Annotated in this window: 15 protein-coding genes; 5 read left to right on the forward strand and 10 right to left on the reverse strand. The window is 69.9% G+C overall.

The features are described from left to right. Window positions 1-61: 61 nt before the first annotated feature. The 6 genes from trpA to aroF are packed head-to-tail and all read right to left on the reverse strand — an operon-like array spanning window position 62 to window position 5,556. The gene (trpA, locus tag HUA76_RS33910) at window positions 62-853 is read right to left on the reverse strand and encodes a tryptophan synthase subunit alpha (protein ID WP_174463178.1); all 792 of its coding nucleotides are present in this window, start codon (window positions 851-853) and stop codon (window positions 62-64) included. After that, on the reverse strand, window positions 850-2,055 hold the full coding sequence (gene trpB, locus HUA76_RS33915; RefSeq protein ID WP_141647855.1) for a tryptophan synthase subunit beta: 1,206 nt from the start codon (window positions 2,053-2,055) through the stop codon (window positions 850-852). Before trpB ends, trpA begins: the two co-directional genes overlap by 4 nt. Before the next feature lie 5 nt (window positions 2,056-2,060). After that, a complete protein-coding gene (locus HUA76_RS33920) occupies window positions 2,061-2,699 on the reverse strand; it encodes a phosphoribosylanthranilate isomerase (RefSeq protein ID WP_174457622.1) in 639 nt (212 codons plus the stop codon). Then, entirely contained in the window at window positions 2,696-3,454 is a 759-nt protein-coding gene (locus HUA76_RS33925) for an indole-3-glycerol phosphate synthase TrpC (RefSeq protein WP_174463179.1), read from the reverse strand. Before HUA76_RS33925 ends, HUA76_RS33920 begins: the two co-directional genes overlap by 4 nt. Window positions 3,455-3,510: 56 nt before the next feature. Continuing rightward, complete coding sequence (gene trpD / locus HUA76_RS33930) at window positions 3,511-4,527, reverse strand: anthranilate phosphoribosyltransferase (RefSeq protein ID WP_174457620.1); 1,017 nt, start codon at window positions 4,525-4,527, stop codon at window positions 3,511-3,513. Window positions 4,528-4,530: 3 nt separating this feature from the next. Continuing rightward, window positions 4,531-5,556 (reverse strand): 3-deoxy-7-phosphoheptulonate synthase, encoded by a 1,026-nt coding sequence (gene aroF, locus HUA76_RS33935; RefSeq protein ID WP_141648895.1) that lies wholly within the window; start codon window positions 5,554-5,556, stop codon window positions 4,531-4,533. Between the two features lie 190 nt (window positions 5,557-5,746). Between aroF and HUA76_RS33940 the strand changes: the two genes are divergently transcribed. Continuing rightward, a complete protein-coding gene (locus HUA76_RS33940; RefSeq protein ID WP_174457619.1) occupies window positions 5,747-7,000 on the forward strand; it encodes an NAD(P)/FAD-dependent oxidoreductase in 1,254 nt (417 codons plus the stop codon). A gap of 199 nt (window positions 7,001-7,199) precedes the next feature. Here HUA76_RS33940 and HUA76_RS33945 read toward each other — a convergent pair whose 3' ends face one another. From HUA76_RS33945 to HUA76_RS33955, 3 genes are all read right to left on the reverse strand, one after another. Next, a complete protein-coding gene (locus HUA76_RS33945) occupies window positions 7,200-8,186 on the reverse strand; it encodes a hypothetical protein (RefSeq protein WP_174463180.1) in 987 nt (328 codons plus the stop codon). 156 nt (window positions 8,187-8,342) lie between these two features. Then, entirely contained in the window at window positions 8,343-10,310 is a 1,968-nt protein-coding gene (gene htpG / locus HUA76_RS33950; protein ID WP_141648892.1) for a molecular chaperone HtpG, read from the reverse strand. Window positions 10,311-10,458: 148 nt separating this feature from the next. After that, entirely contained in the window at window positions 10,459-11,259 is an 801-nt protein-coding gene (locus tag HUA76_RS33955) for an endonuclease (protein ID WP_174463181.1), read from the reverse strand. 191 nt (window positions 11,260-11,450) lie between these two features. On the opposite strand from HUA76_RS33955, the gene HUA76_RS33960 reads away from it, so the two are divergent. The 4 genes from HUA76_RS33960 (at window position 11,451) to HUA76_RS33975 (ending at window position 15,662) form a co-directional block, all read left to right on the forward strand. After that, on the forward strand, window positions 11,451-13,169 hold the full coding sequence (locus HUA76_RS33960) for a hypothetical protein (protein WP_174457616.1): 1,719 nt from the start codon (window positions 11,451-11,453) through the stop codon (window positions 13,167-13,169). Between the two features lie 78 nt (window positions 13,170-13,247). Beyond that, on the forward strand, window positions 13,248-14,033 hold the full coding sequence (locus HUA76_RS33965) for a fatty acid desaturase (protein ID WP_174463182.1): 786 nt from the start codon (window positions 13,248-13,250) through the stop codon (window positions 14,031-14,033). A 6-nt stretch (window positions 14,034-14,039) separates the two neighbouring features. After that, window positions 14,040-15,032: a protein-methionine-sulfoxide reductase catalytic subunit MsrP gene (gene msrP, locus HUA76_RS33970; RefSeq protein ID WP_174457614.1), complete on the forward strand. Its 993-nt coding sequence runs from the start codon at window positions 14,040-14,042 to the stop codon at window positions 15,030-15,032. A gap of 3 nt (window positions 15,033-15,035) precedes the next feature. Then, window positions 15,036-15,662 (forward strand): sulfite oxidase heme-binding subunit YedZ, encoded by a 627-nt coding sequence (locus HUA76_RS33975; RefSeq protein ID WP_174457613.1) that lies wholly within the window; start codon window positions 15,036-15,038, stop codon window positions 15,660-15,662. Window positions 15,663-15,687: 25 nt separating this feature from the next. Here the strand turns inward: HUA76_RS33975 and HUA76_RS33980 are convergent, their stop codons facing one another. Continuing rightward, entirely contained in the window at window positions 15,688-16,170 is a 483-nt protein-coding gene (locus HUA76_RS33980) for a response regulator (RefSeq protein ID WP_141648225.1), read from the reverse strand. Window positions 16,171-16,309 lie beyond the last annotated feature (139 nt).

Raw genomic sequence — 16,309 nt, forward strand, 5'->3', positions numbered from 1 at the left:
AGAGAGGCGCTGCGAGGACGGGTTCCTCGCGCCGTTCTCCCTCGTACCGAAGCCTCTTCGCTCAGCGCTTCAGGCCGCGCTTGATTTCAGCGCAGAGCGCCTTGGCGGCCTGAGGCCCGTCAGCATGCGCGGCCCGGACGATGGCGCTGCCCACCACCACGCCGTCCGCATGCGCCGACAATGTCCGCGCCTGGTCCGCGCTGGAGATGCCGAAGCCCGCGACGACCGGCACCGGCGAGGCGTTGCGCACCAGGTCCAACCGCTGCGACAGGTCCGGCGGCAGCTCGGCGCGCATACCCGTCACGCCCGCCACCGACACGCAGTACACGAAGCCGCGCGCGTCCTTCGCGATGGCCTCCGCTCGCGCTCGCGGCGTCGTCGGCGCGCACAGCGGAATCAGGTCCACGCCCGCCGCGTCGAACGTGGCGCGCAGGCTCCCGCTCTCCTCGGGCGGCAGGTCCGGAAGGATGGCTCCCGACACGCCGCGCTCACGCGCCAGCTTCGCGAAGCGCTCCTCACCCATCGCCATGATGACGTTGACGTACGTCATGATGACCAGCGGCGTCTCCGGGCAGCGCCGACGCACCTCCGGCACCACCTCCTCCAGCACGCGCTTCAGCGTGGAGCCCGCCTTCAGCGCGCGCTCAGCGGCTCCCTGGATGACGGGCCCGTCGGCGATGGGGTCGCTGAACGCCACGCCCACCTCGACGATGTCCGCGCCACCCTCCACCAGCGCGGTGAACACGTCCACCGAGCGCGGCAGGTCCGGGTCCCCCGCCATGGCGTACGCCACCAGCGCGCCTTCGCCCCGCGCCTTCGCCCGTGCGAACGCCTTCGCGATATCGCCGCTCACGCCTTCACCCCCACCGCGGGCGGGACGCCTCGCGCGGAAATCGTCGCGACGTCCTTGTCCCCTCGGCCCGAGCAGTTGATGACCAGGTACCTACCCACGCCCAGCTCCCGCGCCAGTTCCCTGCCTCGCGCGAACGCATGCGACGTCTCCAGCGCGGGGAGGATGCCCTCCATCCGGGCCACCTCGTAGAACGCCGCCAGCGCCTCGTCGTCCGTGGCGGTGCGCACTTCCATGCGCCCCGTCTTCGCCAGATGCGCCAGCTCCGGCCCCACGCCCGGATAGTCCAGGCCCGCCGAGATGCTGTGCGCCTCCTGAATCTGTCCGTCCCCGTCCTGCAACACCAGCGAGCGCGAGCCGTGCAACACGCCCTCCGAACCCAGCGTCAGCGACGCACCATGCTGACCCGAGTCCAGCCCATGGCCTCCCGCCTCCACGCCGATGAGCCGGACGCTCGCGTCGCCGATGAACGGATGCAGCACGCCAATCGCATTCGAACCGCCACCCACGCACGCCACAATTGCATCCGGCAGCTTCCCGAAGGCGGCCTGCGCCTGCGTGCGCAGCTCCTTGCCGATGATGGCCTGGAAGTCGCGCACCACCGTCGGATACGGATGCGGCCCCGCCGCGCTGCCGATGACGTAGTGCGTGTCCGATACCTGCGACACCCAGGTGCGCATGGCCTCGTTCATCGCGTCCTTCAGCGTCCGCGAGCCCGACTCCACGGGGCGCACCACCGCGCCCAGCGCGCGCATCCGGAAGACGTTGAGCGCCTGCCGCTCCACATCCAGCGCGCCCATGTACACCTCGCACGGCAGGCCGAAGAGCGCGCACGCGGTGGCCGTCGCGACGCCGTGCTGGCCCGCGCCCGTCTCCGCGATGATGCGCTTCTTGCCCATGCGCAACGCGAGCAACACCTGACCCACGGTGTTGTTGATTTTATGCGCGCCCGTGTGCGCCAGGTCCTCGCGCTTGAGCCAGACGTGCGCGCCCCCCCATGCCTCGGTCAGCCGGCGCGCGGGCGTCAGCGTCGTGGGCCTGCCCACGAACTCGCGCAGCACCCGCGCCACTTCCGCGTCGAACGTCGGGTCCGCGCGAGCCGCCGCGTACGCCTCTTCCAGTTCCATCAGCGCCGGGACGAGCGTCTCCGGCACGTAGCGCCCGCCGAAGCGCCCGAAGCGACCGGCGGCAGTCTCCGTGTTCATCCCTGTCACTCCCAGAGGTTGATGGACTTCGCGGCCCGCACGAAGGCGCGCACCGCGTCCATGTCCTTGATGCCCGGGGCCGACTCCACCCCGCTGGCCACGTCCACTCCGTACGGCCGCGTCGCGCGCACCGCCTCCGCCACGTTGGAGGGCTTCAATCCACCCGCCACCAACACCGGCACGCCATGCCCCGACAGCCCCGCCACCAGCGACCAGTCGAAGCCCACGCCGCCTCCGCCATACCCCGGCGCCGCCCCGTCCAACAGCAGCCCGGCCACGTCTCCCACTCGCAGATACGTCCGAGCCCGCGCCACATCATCCGGCCCCTGCACGCGAAGCGCCTTGATGACCGGCACCCCGTACCCCGAGCAGGCCTCCGGAGGCTCGTCCCCATGGAGCTGCACCGCCGTGAGGCCGCACTCCCGCACCTTCGCCCGGATGTCGTCCGGCGAGGCGTTGACGAACACGCCCACCACCGCGCCCAGCGGCGGCCGGGTCCGCGCCAGCGCCGCCGCCGTGGCCACGTCCACGCACCGGGGAGAGCGCGCGTAGAAGTTGAGCCCGAGCGCATCCGCGCCCGCCTCCCACGCGCCTCGAGCATCCTCCAGCCGGGTGACACCACAGACCTTCACCCGAACGCTCACGGTGACAGGCCTTCCTCGCCGAGCAGCCGCCGCAGCGCCCGTCCAGGGTTCGCGTCGCGCAAGAGCGACTCACCCACCAGCACCGCGTCAGCTCCGGCCTCACGCGCCAACACCAGCTCCGTCACGGACTTGAGCCCGCTTTCGGCCACCAGGACCCGAGCGCGAGTCCGAAGCCGAGGCATCACCCGCAACGCCGTGCCCACGTCCGTCTTCAACGTGGCCAGGTCCCGGTTGTTGATGCCCACCAGCTCCGCGCCCGCCGCCAGGGCTCGCTCGGCGTGCGCCTCCGTGTGAGCCTCCACCAGCGCCGCCACCTTCACCGCGCGCGCCGTGGCGAGCATCTCCCGCAGCTCGCCATCCTCCAGCGCATCCGCGATGAGCAGCACCGCGTCCGCTCCCCACAGGGCGCTTTCCTCCACCTCGCGCGCGGCGACGAGGAAGTCCTTGCGCAGCACGGGCACCGACACCGCCGCTCGCACCGCGACGAGGTCCTCCAGCGCGCCGCCGAAGTCCGGCCCGTCCGTGAGCACGCTGATGGCGCTCGCCCCCGCGGCCTCGTAGGCCCGCGCCACCGCCACCACGTCCGCGTGGGGAAACGCGCCGCCCGAGGGGCTCTTGCGCTTCACCTCCGCGATGACACTCACCAGGCGCCCCGGTGCTCGTCTCAGAAGCGCGTCCGCGAAGTCACGTGGCTCGGGACGCGCGCGCGGCGACAGGGGAGGCCGCTGGGCCAGCTCCCGTCGCTTGCGCGCCATGATGAGGTCCAGCGTCCCCGGCGCGGCCGGAGACGCACTTCCTGAATGTGCCCCGCTCACGACACGGCCCCGTGGATGAGCGAAGCCAGCTTGCGCGCCGCCGCCCCTGAGTCGATGGCGTGCTCCGCCTTCCGCACGCCCTCGCGCAGGTCCGACACCATGCCCACCACCACCAGCGCCGCCGCGGCGTTGAGCAGCACCGCCGTGCGCAGCCCGGAGCGCTCGCCGGCCAAAAGCGCGCGCAGCCGCTGCGCGTTCTCGTCCGCGTCGCCGCCGGCGATGGCCTCGCGAGGCACCAGGTCCAGCCCCGCGTCCTCGGGCCTCACGGTGAACACTCGCACCGTGCCGTCCTCTCGCAGCTCCGCCACCTCGGTGGGGGAGCAGGGCGAGATTTCGTCCAGCCCGTCGTGGCCGTGCACCACCCACGCGCGCCGGCTGCCCAGTCGTCCCAGCACGCGCGCGGTCTGCTCCACGCGCTTGCCGTCGAAGGTGCCCAGCAACTGATAGCGCGCGCCGGCCGGGTTGGTCAGCGGACCCAGCAGGTTGAACATGCTGTGAAAGCCCATGTCCCGCCGCGCCTGGGCCACGTGCCTCAGCGCGCTGTGATGCGAGGGCGCGAAGAGGAAGCCCACCCCGTGCTCGTCGATGTCGAGCGCCACGCGCTCATGCGGGCGCTCCATGGAGACCCCCAGCGCGGCGAGCACGTCCGCGCTGCCACACCGACTGGAGACGGCGCGGTTGCCATGCTTGGCCACCGTCACCCCCGCCCCGGCGGCCACGAAGGCCACCGCGGTGGAGATGTTGAAGGTGTGCGCCCCATCACCCCCGGTACCGCAGGTGTCGAGCACCACTTCCGCCCGGGGAGACAGCTTCGCCGCGCAGGCCCGCATCGCCTCCGCCGCGCCGAGGATTTCGTCCTCCGTCTCCCCCTTCATCTTGAGCGCCGTCGCCAGCGCCCCCACTTGAGCAGGCGATGCCTCTCCCGCGAGCATCAGGCCCATGACCCGGGCCATCTCCTCGCGGGTGAGGTCGCGCCGGCCCACCACCTTGCCCAGCGCTTCCTTGAGTGTCATCGCCTATCCCAGCGACACGACTTCGCGGCCCATCGCCCGCGCAATCGCTCGCACTTCGTGCATGGATTTCTCGAACTCGGGGAAGTCCAACGACTGGGCTCCATCCGACTTCGCGCGCGGCGGGTCCGGGTGCACTTCGACGATGATGCCGTCCGCCCCCACCGCCACCGCCGCCCGCATCATCGCCGGCACCGCCTTGCGCACGCCGATGCCGTGCGAGGGGTCCACGAAGACGGGCAGGTGCGAGAGCTGCTTGAGCATGGGCACGGCGTTCAAGTCCAACGTGTTGCGCGTCATCGTCTCGAACGTGCGGATGCCGCGCTCGCAGAGGATGACCTGGGTGTTGCCTCGGGCGACGATGTACTCGGCCGCCATCAACAGCTCCTTGATGGTGGCGGACATGCCGCGCTTGAGCAGCACCGGCTTGCGGCGCTCGCCCACCGCCTCCAGCAAGCTGAAGTTCTGCATGTTGCGCGCGCCAATCTGCAGGATGTCCGTGGCTTCGTCGACCGCGTCCAGCGTCGCGGTGTCCTTCACCTCGGTGGTGACGAGCAGGCCCGTCTCCTTGCGCGCCTCCATGAGCAGCGCCAGTCCGTCACCCTTGAGGCCCTGGAACTCATAGGGGCTGGTGCGCGGCTTGAACGCTCCACCGCGCAGCATGGTGGCGCCCGCCTTCTTCACCGCGTGCGCGGTGGAGAGAATCTGCTCACGCGACTCCACCGAGCACGGGCCGGCGATGACGTGGAACGACGCGCCGCCGATGGTGAGGTCACCCACGCGCAGCTGCGTGTCCTCCGGCTTCACCTCGCGGCTGACGAGCTTGAAGGGCTGGGAGATGGAGACCGCGTCCGCGACGCCGGGCAGCACTCGGAAGGGTTCGGGTTCCACCGCACCGGGGTTGCCGGTGATGCCGATGGCCGTGCGAGTGCCCCCTGGAATCGCGTGCGGTTGCCAGCCACGACGGCGGATCTCGTCGTTCACACGCTCGATGTCCTGGGCCGTCGCGTCTGGTCGCATCACGATCAACATGGGGATACCCGCTTTCTCTCCGCTAATTGACGCCGGGAAGCCGGCGTTGTGAGGCCTCGAGGTTTCGAAACCTCGCCTGCCAGTTCCGCACAGTGTTCGCTCGCGAGCAACCCGGACGACAGTGCCACTTGCGGCTCGCGCTCCAGGCGACCCAGCATGGAGGGGGGCCAGCGCGGATGTGGGAGAGCACGTGTCGAACCCGGACGTCATCGTCGTGGGCGCGGGACTCTCGGGGCTGGCGTGCGCGCGAGCGCTCGTCCAATCCCGCTTGAAAGTGATGCTCCTGGAGGCCGGGGCGGAACCGGGTGGCCGCGTGCGCACCGACGTGCACGAGGGTTTCCTGCTCGACCGGGGATTCCAGGTGTACCTCACGGCCTATCCGGAAGCTCAGCGGATACTGGATGTCGAGGCGCTGAAGCTCCATTGCTTCATGCCCGGAGCAAAGGTGTGGCGGGGCGGGCGGCTGCACACGGTGGTGGACCCGCTGCGGCAGCCCGTGACGGCGCTCGCCCATCTGTTCGGTTCGGTCGGCACCTTCTGGGACAAGCTGCGGGTGTTGGAGCTGCGGCAGCTGGCGCGCTCGGGCGAGGAGGTGGACGTGTGGCTGCGTCCCCAGCGCACGTCGCGGCGCTACCTGGAGGAGCTGGGCTTCACGGAGGAGATGGTGGAGGGCTTCTTGCGGCCCTTCCTGGCGGGCGTTTTCCTGGACCGTTCGCTGATGACGTCCAGCAGGTTCCTCGAGTTCGTCTTCCGCATGTTCTCCTCGGGGGACGCGGGCGTGCCGGAGCAGGGGATGGGTGCGATTCCCGAGCAGCTCGCCGCGAAGCTGCCTCCCGGGTGCCTGCGTGGACACGCACCCGTGGCGGAGGTGTGGGGCCACCGGGCGCGGTTGGCGGACGGGGAGATGGTGGGCGCGCAGGCGGTGGTGGTGGCCGCGGACCCGCCGGCCGCGGCGCGGCTGCTGCCCGGCATGCCGGTGCCGATGATGAACGCGGTGACGTGTCTCTACTTCGCCGCGCCCGCGCCACCGGTGGAGGGGCCCTGGTTGGTGCTCAACGGCGAGGGGCGGGGCGTGGTGAACAACGTGGCGATGATGAGCGAGGTCTCTCCGGCGTATGCGCCGCGCGGACAGTCCCTCGTGTCCGTGTCGGTGCTGGGCGTGTCCTCGGATGGGGAGGCGCTGCGCGCGCGGGTGTGTGAGGAATTGAAGGAGTGGTTTGGCGCGGGCGTGGCGGAGTGGCGGCATTTGCGGACGTACTCGCTGCCGTTCGCGCTGCCCGCGCAGACGGTGGAGGCGCTGGAGCCTCCGCACCGTCCGGTCCGACTGTCACCCGGGCTCTACGTGTGCGGTGACCATCGGGACAGCGCGTCCATCCATGGCGCGCTGGGCTCGGGGCGCCGCGCGGCCGAGGCCGTGCTCACGGACCTGGGGCTGTACTCGTAGCGGGGGGCAGCGCGCACGGTGGGCACCGCGCTTGCGAGGCGAGCACCGTGTTCAGCCACATCTCCGCGCGCATGGGCTCAGGCCGCGGCCCAGCGAGCGCCGCGCTCCATCTCGAATCGACGAGCGCGGCGTTCAGGCTTCGGCTCAGCGAGCGCCGCGCTCCATCTCGAATCGACGAGCGCGGCGTTCAGGCTTCGGCTCAGCGAGCGCGGTTCTTGCCCTTGCGCTTCGCCGCCCCGCGAGGGGCCTTGGGCGCCTTGGCCTTCGCCGCGGCACCTCGCGTCGCCTTGACCGACGTGGAGCGCTTGGCGCTCACCGTCGCACCGCGCCGCTTGCGGCTGAGGGCTCCCCCGGACCGCTTGCTGGTCGCGGTAGGACGCCGCCGCTTCGCGGCCTCGGCCGCGCGCTCCGCACGAGGTGCCTTCGCGGCGCTCTTGCCACCCGCCTTCGCACCTGCGCGCTTCGCGGCCTGCTTCCCACGCGCCTTGCCGCTTCCCACCTTGCGACGGGCGTTCTTGCGCGCACGGCCCTTCGTCTCCTCGTCCACACTCGCCGGAGCCTCGCTCACGGTGGGCGCCACGGGAGCCTTCGCGACGGGCGCCACTTCCCGCACCACCGCCACGCTGGCGGTGACCGGCACGGCGACGCTCGCCGCCGGAGCCACGGGCGCCGTCCTGGCACGCGTCACCGTTCGCCGGGGGCCCGTCGCGGCAGCTCGCTTCGCCCGGGGCGGCGGCGCACCCAGCAGGTCCTCCGCGGCGCCGGCCTCCTCCGTCCACTGCAAGGGGAACGACTCCGCGGTCAGCGGCCCCGAGGCCAGGAGCAATGGCGCCGCCAGCTCATCCGCGCCAGAGGCCACGGCCGCCATCGCCGTCACGAGGCTGAGCGTCGTGGGCGCCGCGCCACCCAGCGGATAGAGCGCCACCGAGCCCATGTCATTCCAGCCCACCACCAGATAGCGGAAGGCATCCGGGTGGCGCGCGCGCAGCGTGCTCATCACCAGGACGAAGGCGTTGAAGCCCCCGTCATCGAAGCGCACCAGCCACTGGTTGCCGAGCGGCTGACGCACGCGCCGGCGGGGCTTGCTGAGCTCGGCTCGGACCACTCCCTGGATGGCGGCGCGCGCCGAGGGGGCCGCCGTCGGAAGGATGTCGCAAGTGAAGACGGCGAAGGAGGTCTGGGACATCCGGCCATCATTCCCTATCACTCACAAGGCTGTCTAATGCCGCGGCCTCGATTTGCGCGAAAGGTCACCAGCGCTGTCCACCAGACGTCGGCGGAACAGTCCCGCCACGGACCTCCAGCCCCGGATAAGCAGGGCGGAGGTCCATGGCCGCCGCCGTCAGCTCGCGGCCTGCGTGGGCACCGCCGGGGCCGGAACCTCGGGCACCGGCGCCTTCGCGGCCTGCCCCGCCACCTGCGTCAGCAGCGACGTCAGCCGACGCGCGAAGCGGTTCGGGTCGGAGATGGTGCTGCCCTCGGTGAGCAGCGCCTGGTCATGCAAGAGTTCAATCCACTCGGACACCTGCGCCTGCGCGGGGTCCTTCTCGTGCACGGCCTTCAGGTGCTCGATGACCGGGTGCTTGGGATTGACCTCCAGGATGCGCTTCACGCGCGGCATCCCCTTGCCCCGCTGCTGGAGCAGCCGCTCCAGGTACGCCGGCGAGCCGCCCTCCGGCACCACGAGGCACACCGGCGAGTCCGTGAGCCGGTCCGACACGCGCACCTCGCGCACCGAGTCCTGCAGCACGTCCTTCATCTTCGCGGTGAGTCCCTTCAGCCCCTCCGAATTCTGCTCGTGCTCCTTCTTCTGCTCGTCGGTGGACTGCAGCTTCAGGTCCGCCTGGAGCGCGGACACCAGCGGCTTGCCCTGGAACTCGCGCAGCCCCTGCGCGGCCCACTCGTCCACCGGGTCCGTCATGAAGAGGACCTCGTAGCCGCGCTGCTTCAGCGCCTCCAGGTGCGGGCTGTCCTCCACCGCCTTCCGGGACTCGCCGTACATGTAATAGAGCGCCTCCTGGCCCTCCTTCATGCGCGACACGTAGTCCGAAAGCGACGTCAGCCCCTCCTCGCGCGAACTCTCGTAGCGCAGGAGGCCGCCCAGCTTGTCCTTGTGCTCGGCCTCGGTGGCCAGACCCTCCTTGAGCACCGTGCCGAAGGACTTCCAGAACGCCGTGTAGTCCTCGGGCTTGTCCTTGGCCAGCTTCTCCAGGAGGTCCAGCGACTTCTTCACCACGTGCTTGCGGATGGCGCGCACCACCTGCGAGTCCTGGAGCAGCTCGCGCGACACGTTCAACGGCAGGTCATCCGAGTCGATGACGCCGCGCACGAAGCGCAGCCACTGCGGCACCAGCTCCTCGCAGCGGTCCATGATGAACACGCGCTTGACGAACAGCCGCACCCCGCGCTGCTGCTGCGCGTTCAAGTCGAACGGCGGGTTCTTCGGCACGAAGAGCAGCCCGGTGAACTGCTGGTTGCCGTCCGCCCTGAAGTGCGTCCACGCCAGCGGCACGTCCCAGTCGTGGGTCAGGTGCTTGTAGAACTCCTGGTACTGCTCGTCGGTGATTTCGCTCTTCGAGCGCTGCCACAGCGCGCTCGCCTTGTTCACCACTTCCAGGGCGACTTCCGTCTTCGCGTCGTCCCCCGTCCCGGTGGTCTTCTTCACCTGGAGCTTGATGGGGTGGCCCACGTAGTCGGAGTACTGCGTAATCAGCGAGCGCACCCGCCACTCGTCCAGGAACTCCTTCTGGTCCTCCTTCAGGTGGAGGATGACGGCGGTGCCCCGGGCGGCGCGCTCGGCGGGCTCCACGGTGAAGGAGCCGTGGGCCTCCGAGGACCACTTCCACGCCTGCGAGTCCTTGCCCGCCGCGCGGCTGACGACTTCAACCCGGTCCGCGACGAGGTACGCGCTGTAGAAGCCCACGCCGAACTGGCCGATGAGCTGCACGTCCTTCTGCCCGCGCTGGGTCGCCATCTGGAGGAACTCGCGCGAGCCGGAGTGGGCGATGGTGCCCAGGTTCTTCACCAGCTCGTCATGGGACATGCCGATGCCGGTGTCCTCGATGGTGAGCGTGTTCTTCTCCGCGTCGGGGGTGATGCGCAGCTCCAGCTCCGGCGCGTCCGACAGGAGCTCCGGCTCCGTAATCGCGCGGAAGCGCAGCTTGTCGAGCGCGTCCGACGCGTTCGACACCAGCTCACGCAGGAAGATCTCCTTGTGGCTGTAGAGCGAGTTGATGACCAGGCTGAGGAGCTGGTTGATCTCCGCCTGGAAGGCGTGGGTTTCCCGCTGGGGGGCAGCTTCGACGGTCATGGGTACAGGGCCTCCGGGCGCCCGGGTGGGCGGCAAGCGTCGTCTCCCCATAACCATGGAAAACAGCCTGTCGAGGGGAGGGTGCCCGGGAGCCTGCCGTCGGGCCGGGCCCGTGAAGGCCTGGCACCCGGGTCCCCCCTCGGGTGGGTTACAGGGGAGGGTAGATGGGCGGGTAGTTGTAGCCGAAGTTGCTGTCCCAGTACGTCTGTCCGTTCACCTCGTAGCGGACGTAGTAGGCCGGGGTGCCCGTCCCGGCGGGAATCCGGGCCTGCCAACGCTCCACGCCCTGGGCGTTGGGGCTGGAGACGTAGGAGTAGCCCACGGAGTACCCGGTGGTGAAGGTGGCGGCGACCTGGTGCGAGGTGGCCCACCCGTCCGTGGAGTACACCACGGTGACGTTCTTCGAGTAGGCGAGGTTCTTCACGTCGATGCCGATGTCCACGTCCCCCGTGGGCTGCCAGTAGCTCGTGCCCACCAGCACGTTGGCGCGCGGCAACAGCGGCCCGTCCGCGCGGCCCAGGTGGTAGTTGGCCCCGCCGTTGTTGTCCCAGTACGTCTGGCCATTCACGGTGAACTTCGCCACGAACTCCAAATCCCGCGTCGGCTGGGGCGTCGTCCCCCAGCTCTGGTACTGCCGCGTCACCTTCCACAGCTCCAGCCCCGCGCCCGCATCGCCCGCGTAGGAAGCGGCCAGGTCCGTCCAGGTGCCGTCGGGCTGCTTGTCGTGGATGGCCACCTGCTTCTCGTAGGCCAGGTTCTTCACCACCACGAAGTACGTGACGTCCTGCCACGTCTGCCCGTAGCGGGTGCCCACGGTGCTCACCGCCTTGAGCAGCTTCACCTCGTCCGCCGCGTGCGCGGAGGCCGACGAGAGGCCCACGGCGAGCCCGGCCAGCACGCACAGCGCCGCGCGCCACCGGGAGAGAAGAGAGAGTCGGTTCGTCGTCATGAAAACCTCTTCATGAGCCAGCCCCTCGGCCGGCTCCAGGAACCTGGGGAATCCAGGGCTCTCCCATGTTGGCAGCAGGCCCCGACGCGCGTCGCGTCACGCGTCATGGGACCGTCTGGTTGAAATGTTCTGACGTACACGGGGGCGACGCATTGTTGGGAGGGCGGGCGGGGTTGGAGTAGGGAAGAGCCATGAACCGAACCCTCCTGTCCCTGCTCGGGGCGGTGCTGCTGTCCGGCTCCGCTGTCGCCGAGGAGAAAGCCCCCACCTCGTTCCCCGACGCCGCGGAGCTGCAGCGGCTCACCGCGCGCTTTGTTCCGGTGGAGTTGCGGGTGGACCTGAAGGCCCTGCCCGACAACGAGCGCCGCGCGCTGGCCCGCATCGTCCAGGCCTCGCAGCTGATGGACGCGTTGTTCCTGCGCCAGCGCTGGGCGGGCAGCGAGACGGTGCTGCTGAATCTCTTGAGGGACGAGTCGCCCCTGGGCCGCGCGCGCCTGCACGCGTTCCTGTTGGACAAGGGCCCGTGGAACAGCCTCGACGAGGGGCGGCCCTTCCTGCCCGGCGTGCCCCCGAAGCCGGAGGCCGGCAACTTCTACCCGGCCGGCTCCACCAAGGCGGAAGTCGAGGCCTGGATAAAGGCGCTGCCCGAGGCGCAGCAAAAGGAGGCCACCGGCTTCTACACCACCATCCGCAAGGGCACCGACGGCAAGTTCATCACCGTGCCGTACAGCGTGGAGTACCAGGGCGAGCTGGCGCTGGCCGCTTCCCTGTTCCGCGAGGCCGCCGCGCTGACGAAGCAGCCCACGCTCAAGGCGTTCCTCACCTCGCGCGCGGACGCGTTCCTGTCCAACGACTACTACGCCAGCGAAGTCGCGTGGATGAAGCTGGACGCGAGCATCGAGCCCACCGTCGGACCCTACGAGGTCTACGAGGATGGCTGGTTCAACTACAAGGCCGCCTTCGAGGCGTTCGTCGGCCTGCGCGACGAAGCGGAGACGGGCAAGCTGTCCAAGTTCAGCGACCACCTCCAGGAATTGGAGAGCAACCTCCCCATCGACCCGAAGCTGCGCAACCCGAAGATTGGCGCGCTGGCCCCCATCCGCGTTGTCAACAGCCTCTTCTCCTCGGGTGACGCCAACCGCGGCGTGCAGACGGCGGCGTACAACCTGCCCAACGACGAGCGCGTCACGGAGGCCATGGGCTCCAAGCGCGTCATGCTGAAGAACGTGCAGGAGGCCAAGTTCGAGCGCGTGCTGGTGCCCATCTCCAAGGTGGCCCTGTCCGCGAAGGACCAGAAGGACGTGGCCTTCGATGCCTTCTTCACGCACATCCTGATGCACGAGCTGATGCACGGCCTGGGGCCGCACAACATCACCGTGGGCGGCAAGGCGACGACGGTGCGGCAGGCGCTCCAGGTGGCCTCCAGCGCGCTCGAGGAGGCCAAGGCGGACATCTCCGGCCTGTGGGCGCTCCAGCGGCTGATGGACACGGGGGTCATCGACAAGTCGATGGGCCGCACCATGTACACGACGTTCCTGGCCTCCGCGTTCCGCTCCATCCGCTTCGGCACGGACGAGGCGCACGGCAAGGGCGTGGCCCTCCAACTCAATCACTTCCTCGACACCGGGGCGGTGAAGGTCAACGCGGATGGCACCTTCTCCGTGGTGCCGGAGAAGATTCAGCAGTCCGTCGCCTCCCTGACGAAGCAGTTGATGGAAATCCAGGGCAGGGGTGACCGGAAGGCCGCCGAGGCCCTGCTGGCGAAGATGGGCGTGGTGCGGCCTCCGGTGCGCAAGGTGCTGGAGCGCCTGAAGGACGTCCCGGTGGACATCGCGCCCCACTACGTCACGGCGGACGAACTCGTTCGCGAGGCCACCGCACCCGCGGCCGACGCCGGCGTGCGGAAGTAGCCACGGTCGCTGGTTCGCCCCCACGCGCGGTGCGTTTCCCGTGCGCGGCGGGCGGACCGGCCCCATGAGTCAGGAGAGATGGAGAACTCGGCCCGCTATCGCTCGGCCCCGCTTGGCCCCTGGGGCATCCTCGTCGCGCTCGTCATCCTGGGCGCGTGGGGAACGCACCTGTCGTGGATGCTGTTGTCGCCCGAGCTGCCCTGGGACTCCCCGCTCACCTGGCTGCATGTCGCCTTGCAGGCATGGCTGTGCACCGGCCTGTTCATCACCGGCCATGACGCCATGCACGGCACGGTGGCCCGACAGTCCTGGGTGAACGAGACGGTGGGCACCGTCGCCTGCTTCCTCTTCGCCGGCCTGTCGTACCGCCGACTGGTGCTCAACCACCACGCCCACCACGAGCAGCCCACGGGCGACGCGGACCCGGACTTCTCCACCCGCACCCAGTCCTTCTGGCCGTGGCTGGGGACGTTCATGGCCCGCTACACCACGCTCCCGCAGCTGGGGGTGATGGCGGCCAAGTTCAACATCTTCGTCTTCATGGGAGTCTCCCAGCCGCGCATTCTCGCGTTCTGGGTGCTGCCCGCCGTGCTGGGCACGCTGCAGCTCTTCTACTTCGGCACCTACCAGCCGCACCGGCGCCCGGAGACTCCGGACATGGCGCCCCACCACGCGCGCACCCTGCCGCGCAACCACCTGTGGGCCATGCTGTCCTGCTTCTTCTTCGGCTACCACTGGGAGCACCACCAGTCCCCTGGCACGCCCTGGTGGCGACTGTGGCGGGTCAAGGACGCCCGCGCCGACGCGTCGCGCGCAGCCTCCACCGCCCGCGATGTAACCGCCGGACGGGTGGGCCCGTTATAAAGGGGCATGAGCGACAAGCCGCCCGTGGAGCCGCCCGGCTCCGAAGTCACCCCTGAACCGCTCTACCTCCGCCGCCGCGAGCTCCTGAAGAACGCGGGCCTGTTCGCCGGCACCGCCGCCGCCGTCGCGGGGGGCCTGTACCTCCTGAGCGGCAAGCAGCGCCGCGCCATGGACGCCTATGTCCCGGACGCGGGGCAGGTGACGGGGCCCGTGGCGAAGGCGACGGGCGTCTTCGACACGGACGAGCCGCGCACGCCGTACGAGGACGTCACCACGTACAACAACTTCTACGAGCTGGGGCTCGACAAGAACGACCCGGCCCGGCTCGCGCACCTGCTCAAGCCCCGGCCGTGGACCGTCACGCTCGACGGCGAGGTGCACGAGCCCCAGACGGTGGACATCGACCAGCTGCTCTCCTGGTTCTCCATGGAGGAGCGCGTCTACCGGATGCGCTGCGTGGAGGCCTGGTCCATGGTGATTCCGTGGCTGGGCTTCCCGCTGGCCGCGCTGCTCGCCCGGGTGAAGCCCACCAGTCACGCGCGCTACGTGTCCTTCACCACGCTGATGGACCCGGAGCAGCTCCCCGGCCAGACGCGAGCGGTGCTGGACTGGCCCTACGTGGAAGGGCTGCGGCTGGACGAGGCCCTGCACCCGCTCACCTTCATGGCCATGGGCCTGTACGGCCGGCAGCTCCCCGCGCAGAACGGCGCGCCGCTGCGGCTCGTCGTCCCGTGGAAGTATGGCTTCAAGGGCATCAAGTCCATTGTCCGCATCAGCCTCACTCGCGAGCAGCCCTTCACCACGTGGAACCTCGCGGGGCCGGAGGAGTACGGCTTCTACGCCAACGTGAACCCCGCCGTGGCACACCCGCGCTGGAGTCAGGCCACCGAGCGGCGCATCGGCGAGGGCTTCGAGCGCCGCCCCACGCTGCCCTTCAACGGCTACGCCGAGCAGGTGGCCCACCTCTACACGGGGTTGGACCTGCGGAAGAACTACTGAGCCATGGCCTCGCCTCCGCATCCCTGGCTCAACCCCGCGCTCGCCGTGGGCGGCCTCGCGCCCCTGGCGCTCCTCGCCGTGCAGGGGCCTCAAGGCGCGCTGGGGCCCAACGCGGTGGAGACGGCGCTCAACCAGACGGGGCTGCTCGCGCTGGTGCTGCTGCTGGCGTCGCTTTCATGCACGCCGCTGCGAATCGTCACCGGGTGGACGTGGCCCGCGCGCATCCGCCGCACGCTGGGCCTGTTGGCCTTCACGTATGCGTGCGCGCACTTCCTCACGTACCTCGTGCTGGACCAGGGCCTGTCGCTGAAGGCGCTGCTGGAGGACCTGGTGAAGCGCCCCTTCATCACCGTGGGCTTCACCGCGCTGGTGTTGCTGGTGCCGCTGGCCGTCACCTCCACGAACCGTTGGGTGCGCCGGCTGGGCTTTCCCCGGTGGCAGCGGCTGCACCGGCTGGCCTACGTGGCCGCGGTGCTGGGCGTGGTGCACTTCGTGTGGCGGGTGAAGCAGGACGTCACCGAGCCGCTCGTCTACGGCGCGGTGCTGGCGCTGCTGTTCGCGGTGCGCGTGGGAGAGGCGATGCGAAAACGCCGGGCCCGCACCGCTTCGGCGGCCCGGAACCCGGCGTGAGTGACGGCGCGAGCCGCTTGGGGGACTACTTGCGCGGCAGCGGGAGGATGGTGTCCACCAGCGTCATGAGCTGTGCGCAGCTCACCGGCTTGCGGACGAAGGCGCTGATGCCGGCCTTCTGACCCAGGGCGCGGACCTCCGCCACGTTCGGGTCACCCGTCATCATCAGGATGGGGACCTTGGCCAGCTTGGGGTTGGCGTTGGCGCGAATCTGCGCCGCGAAGTCGGCGCCGTTCATCCCGTCCATGTGGAAGTCGGTCAGGATGAGGTCGATGGTCTCCGCCTCGGCGACCTTCAGTCCCTCTTCGGCGGACTCCGCCTCCAGGAACTCGAAGTTGCGGGCCATCAGGTAGATTTTCAGCAGCGTCCGGATGGAGCGGCTGTCATCCACCAGCAGGACACGCTGGGGCACCGCGCCCGCGGTGGTCCGGCCTCCCAGAGGGCGCGCCGGGTCCGTCGTGGTGCGGTTGGGTACGGGCTCTGGGGAGGGGAGGGTGCCGGCCTTCATCGGATCATCAACCTCTGGTGGGGCTGTCCCCCTGGAGACCCAATCATGTTGACGGAAGGACATGCCGAAGTCAAAGCACCGTCCTTCCTCTCGTTTTTCGAACGTGGGGCGTCCCATACCCCACTTGACGAAGCGGGAA

This window comes from Myxococcus sp. CA056 (genome assembly GCF_013336715.1).
GTDB classification, from domain to species: Bacteria; Myxococcota; Myxococcia; order Myxococcales; family Myxococcaceae; genus Myxococcus; species Myxococcus llanfairpwllgwyngyllgogerychwyrndrobwllllantysiliogogogochensis.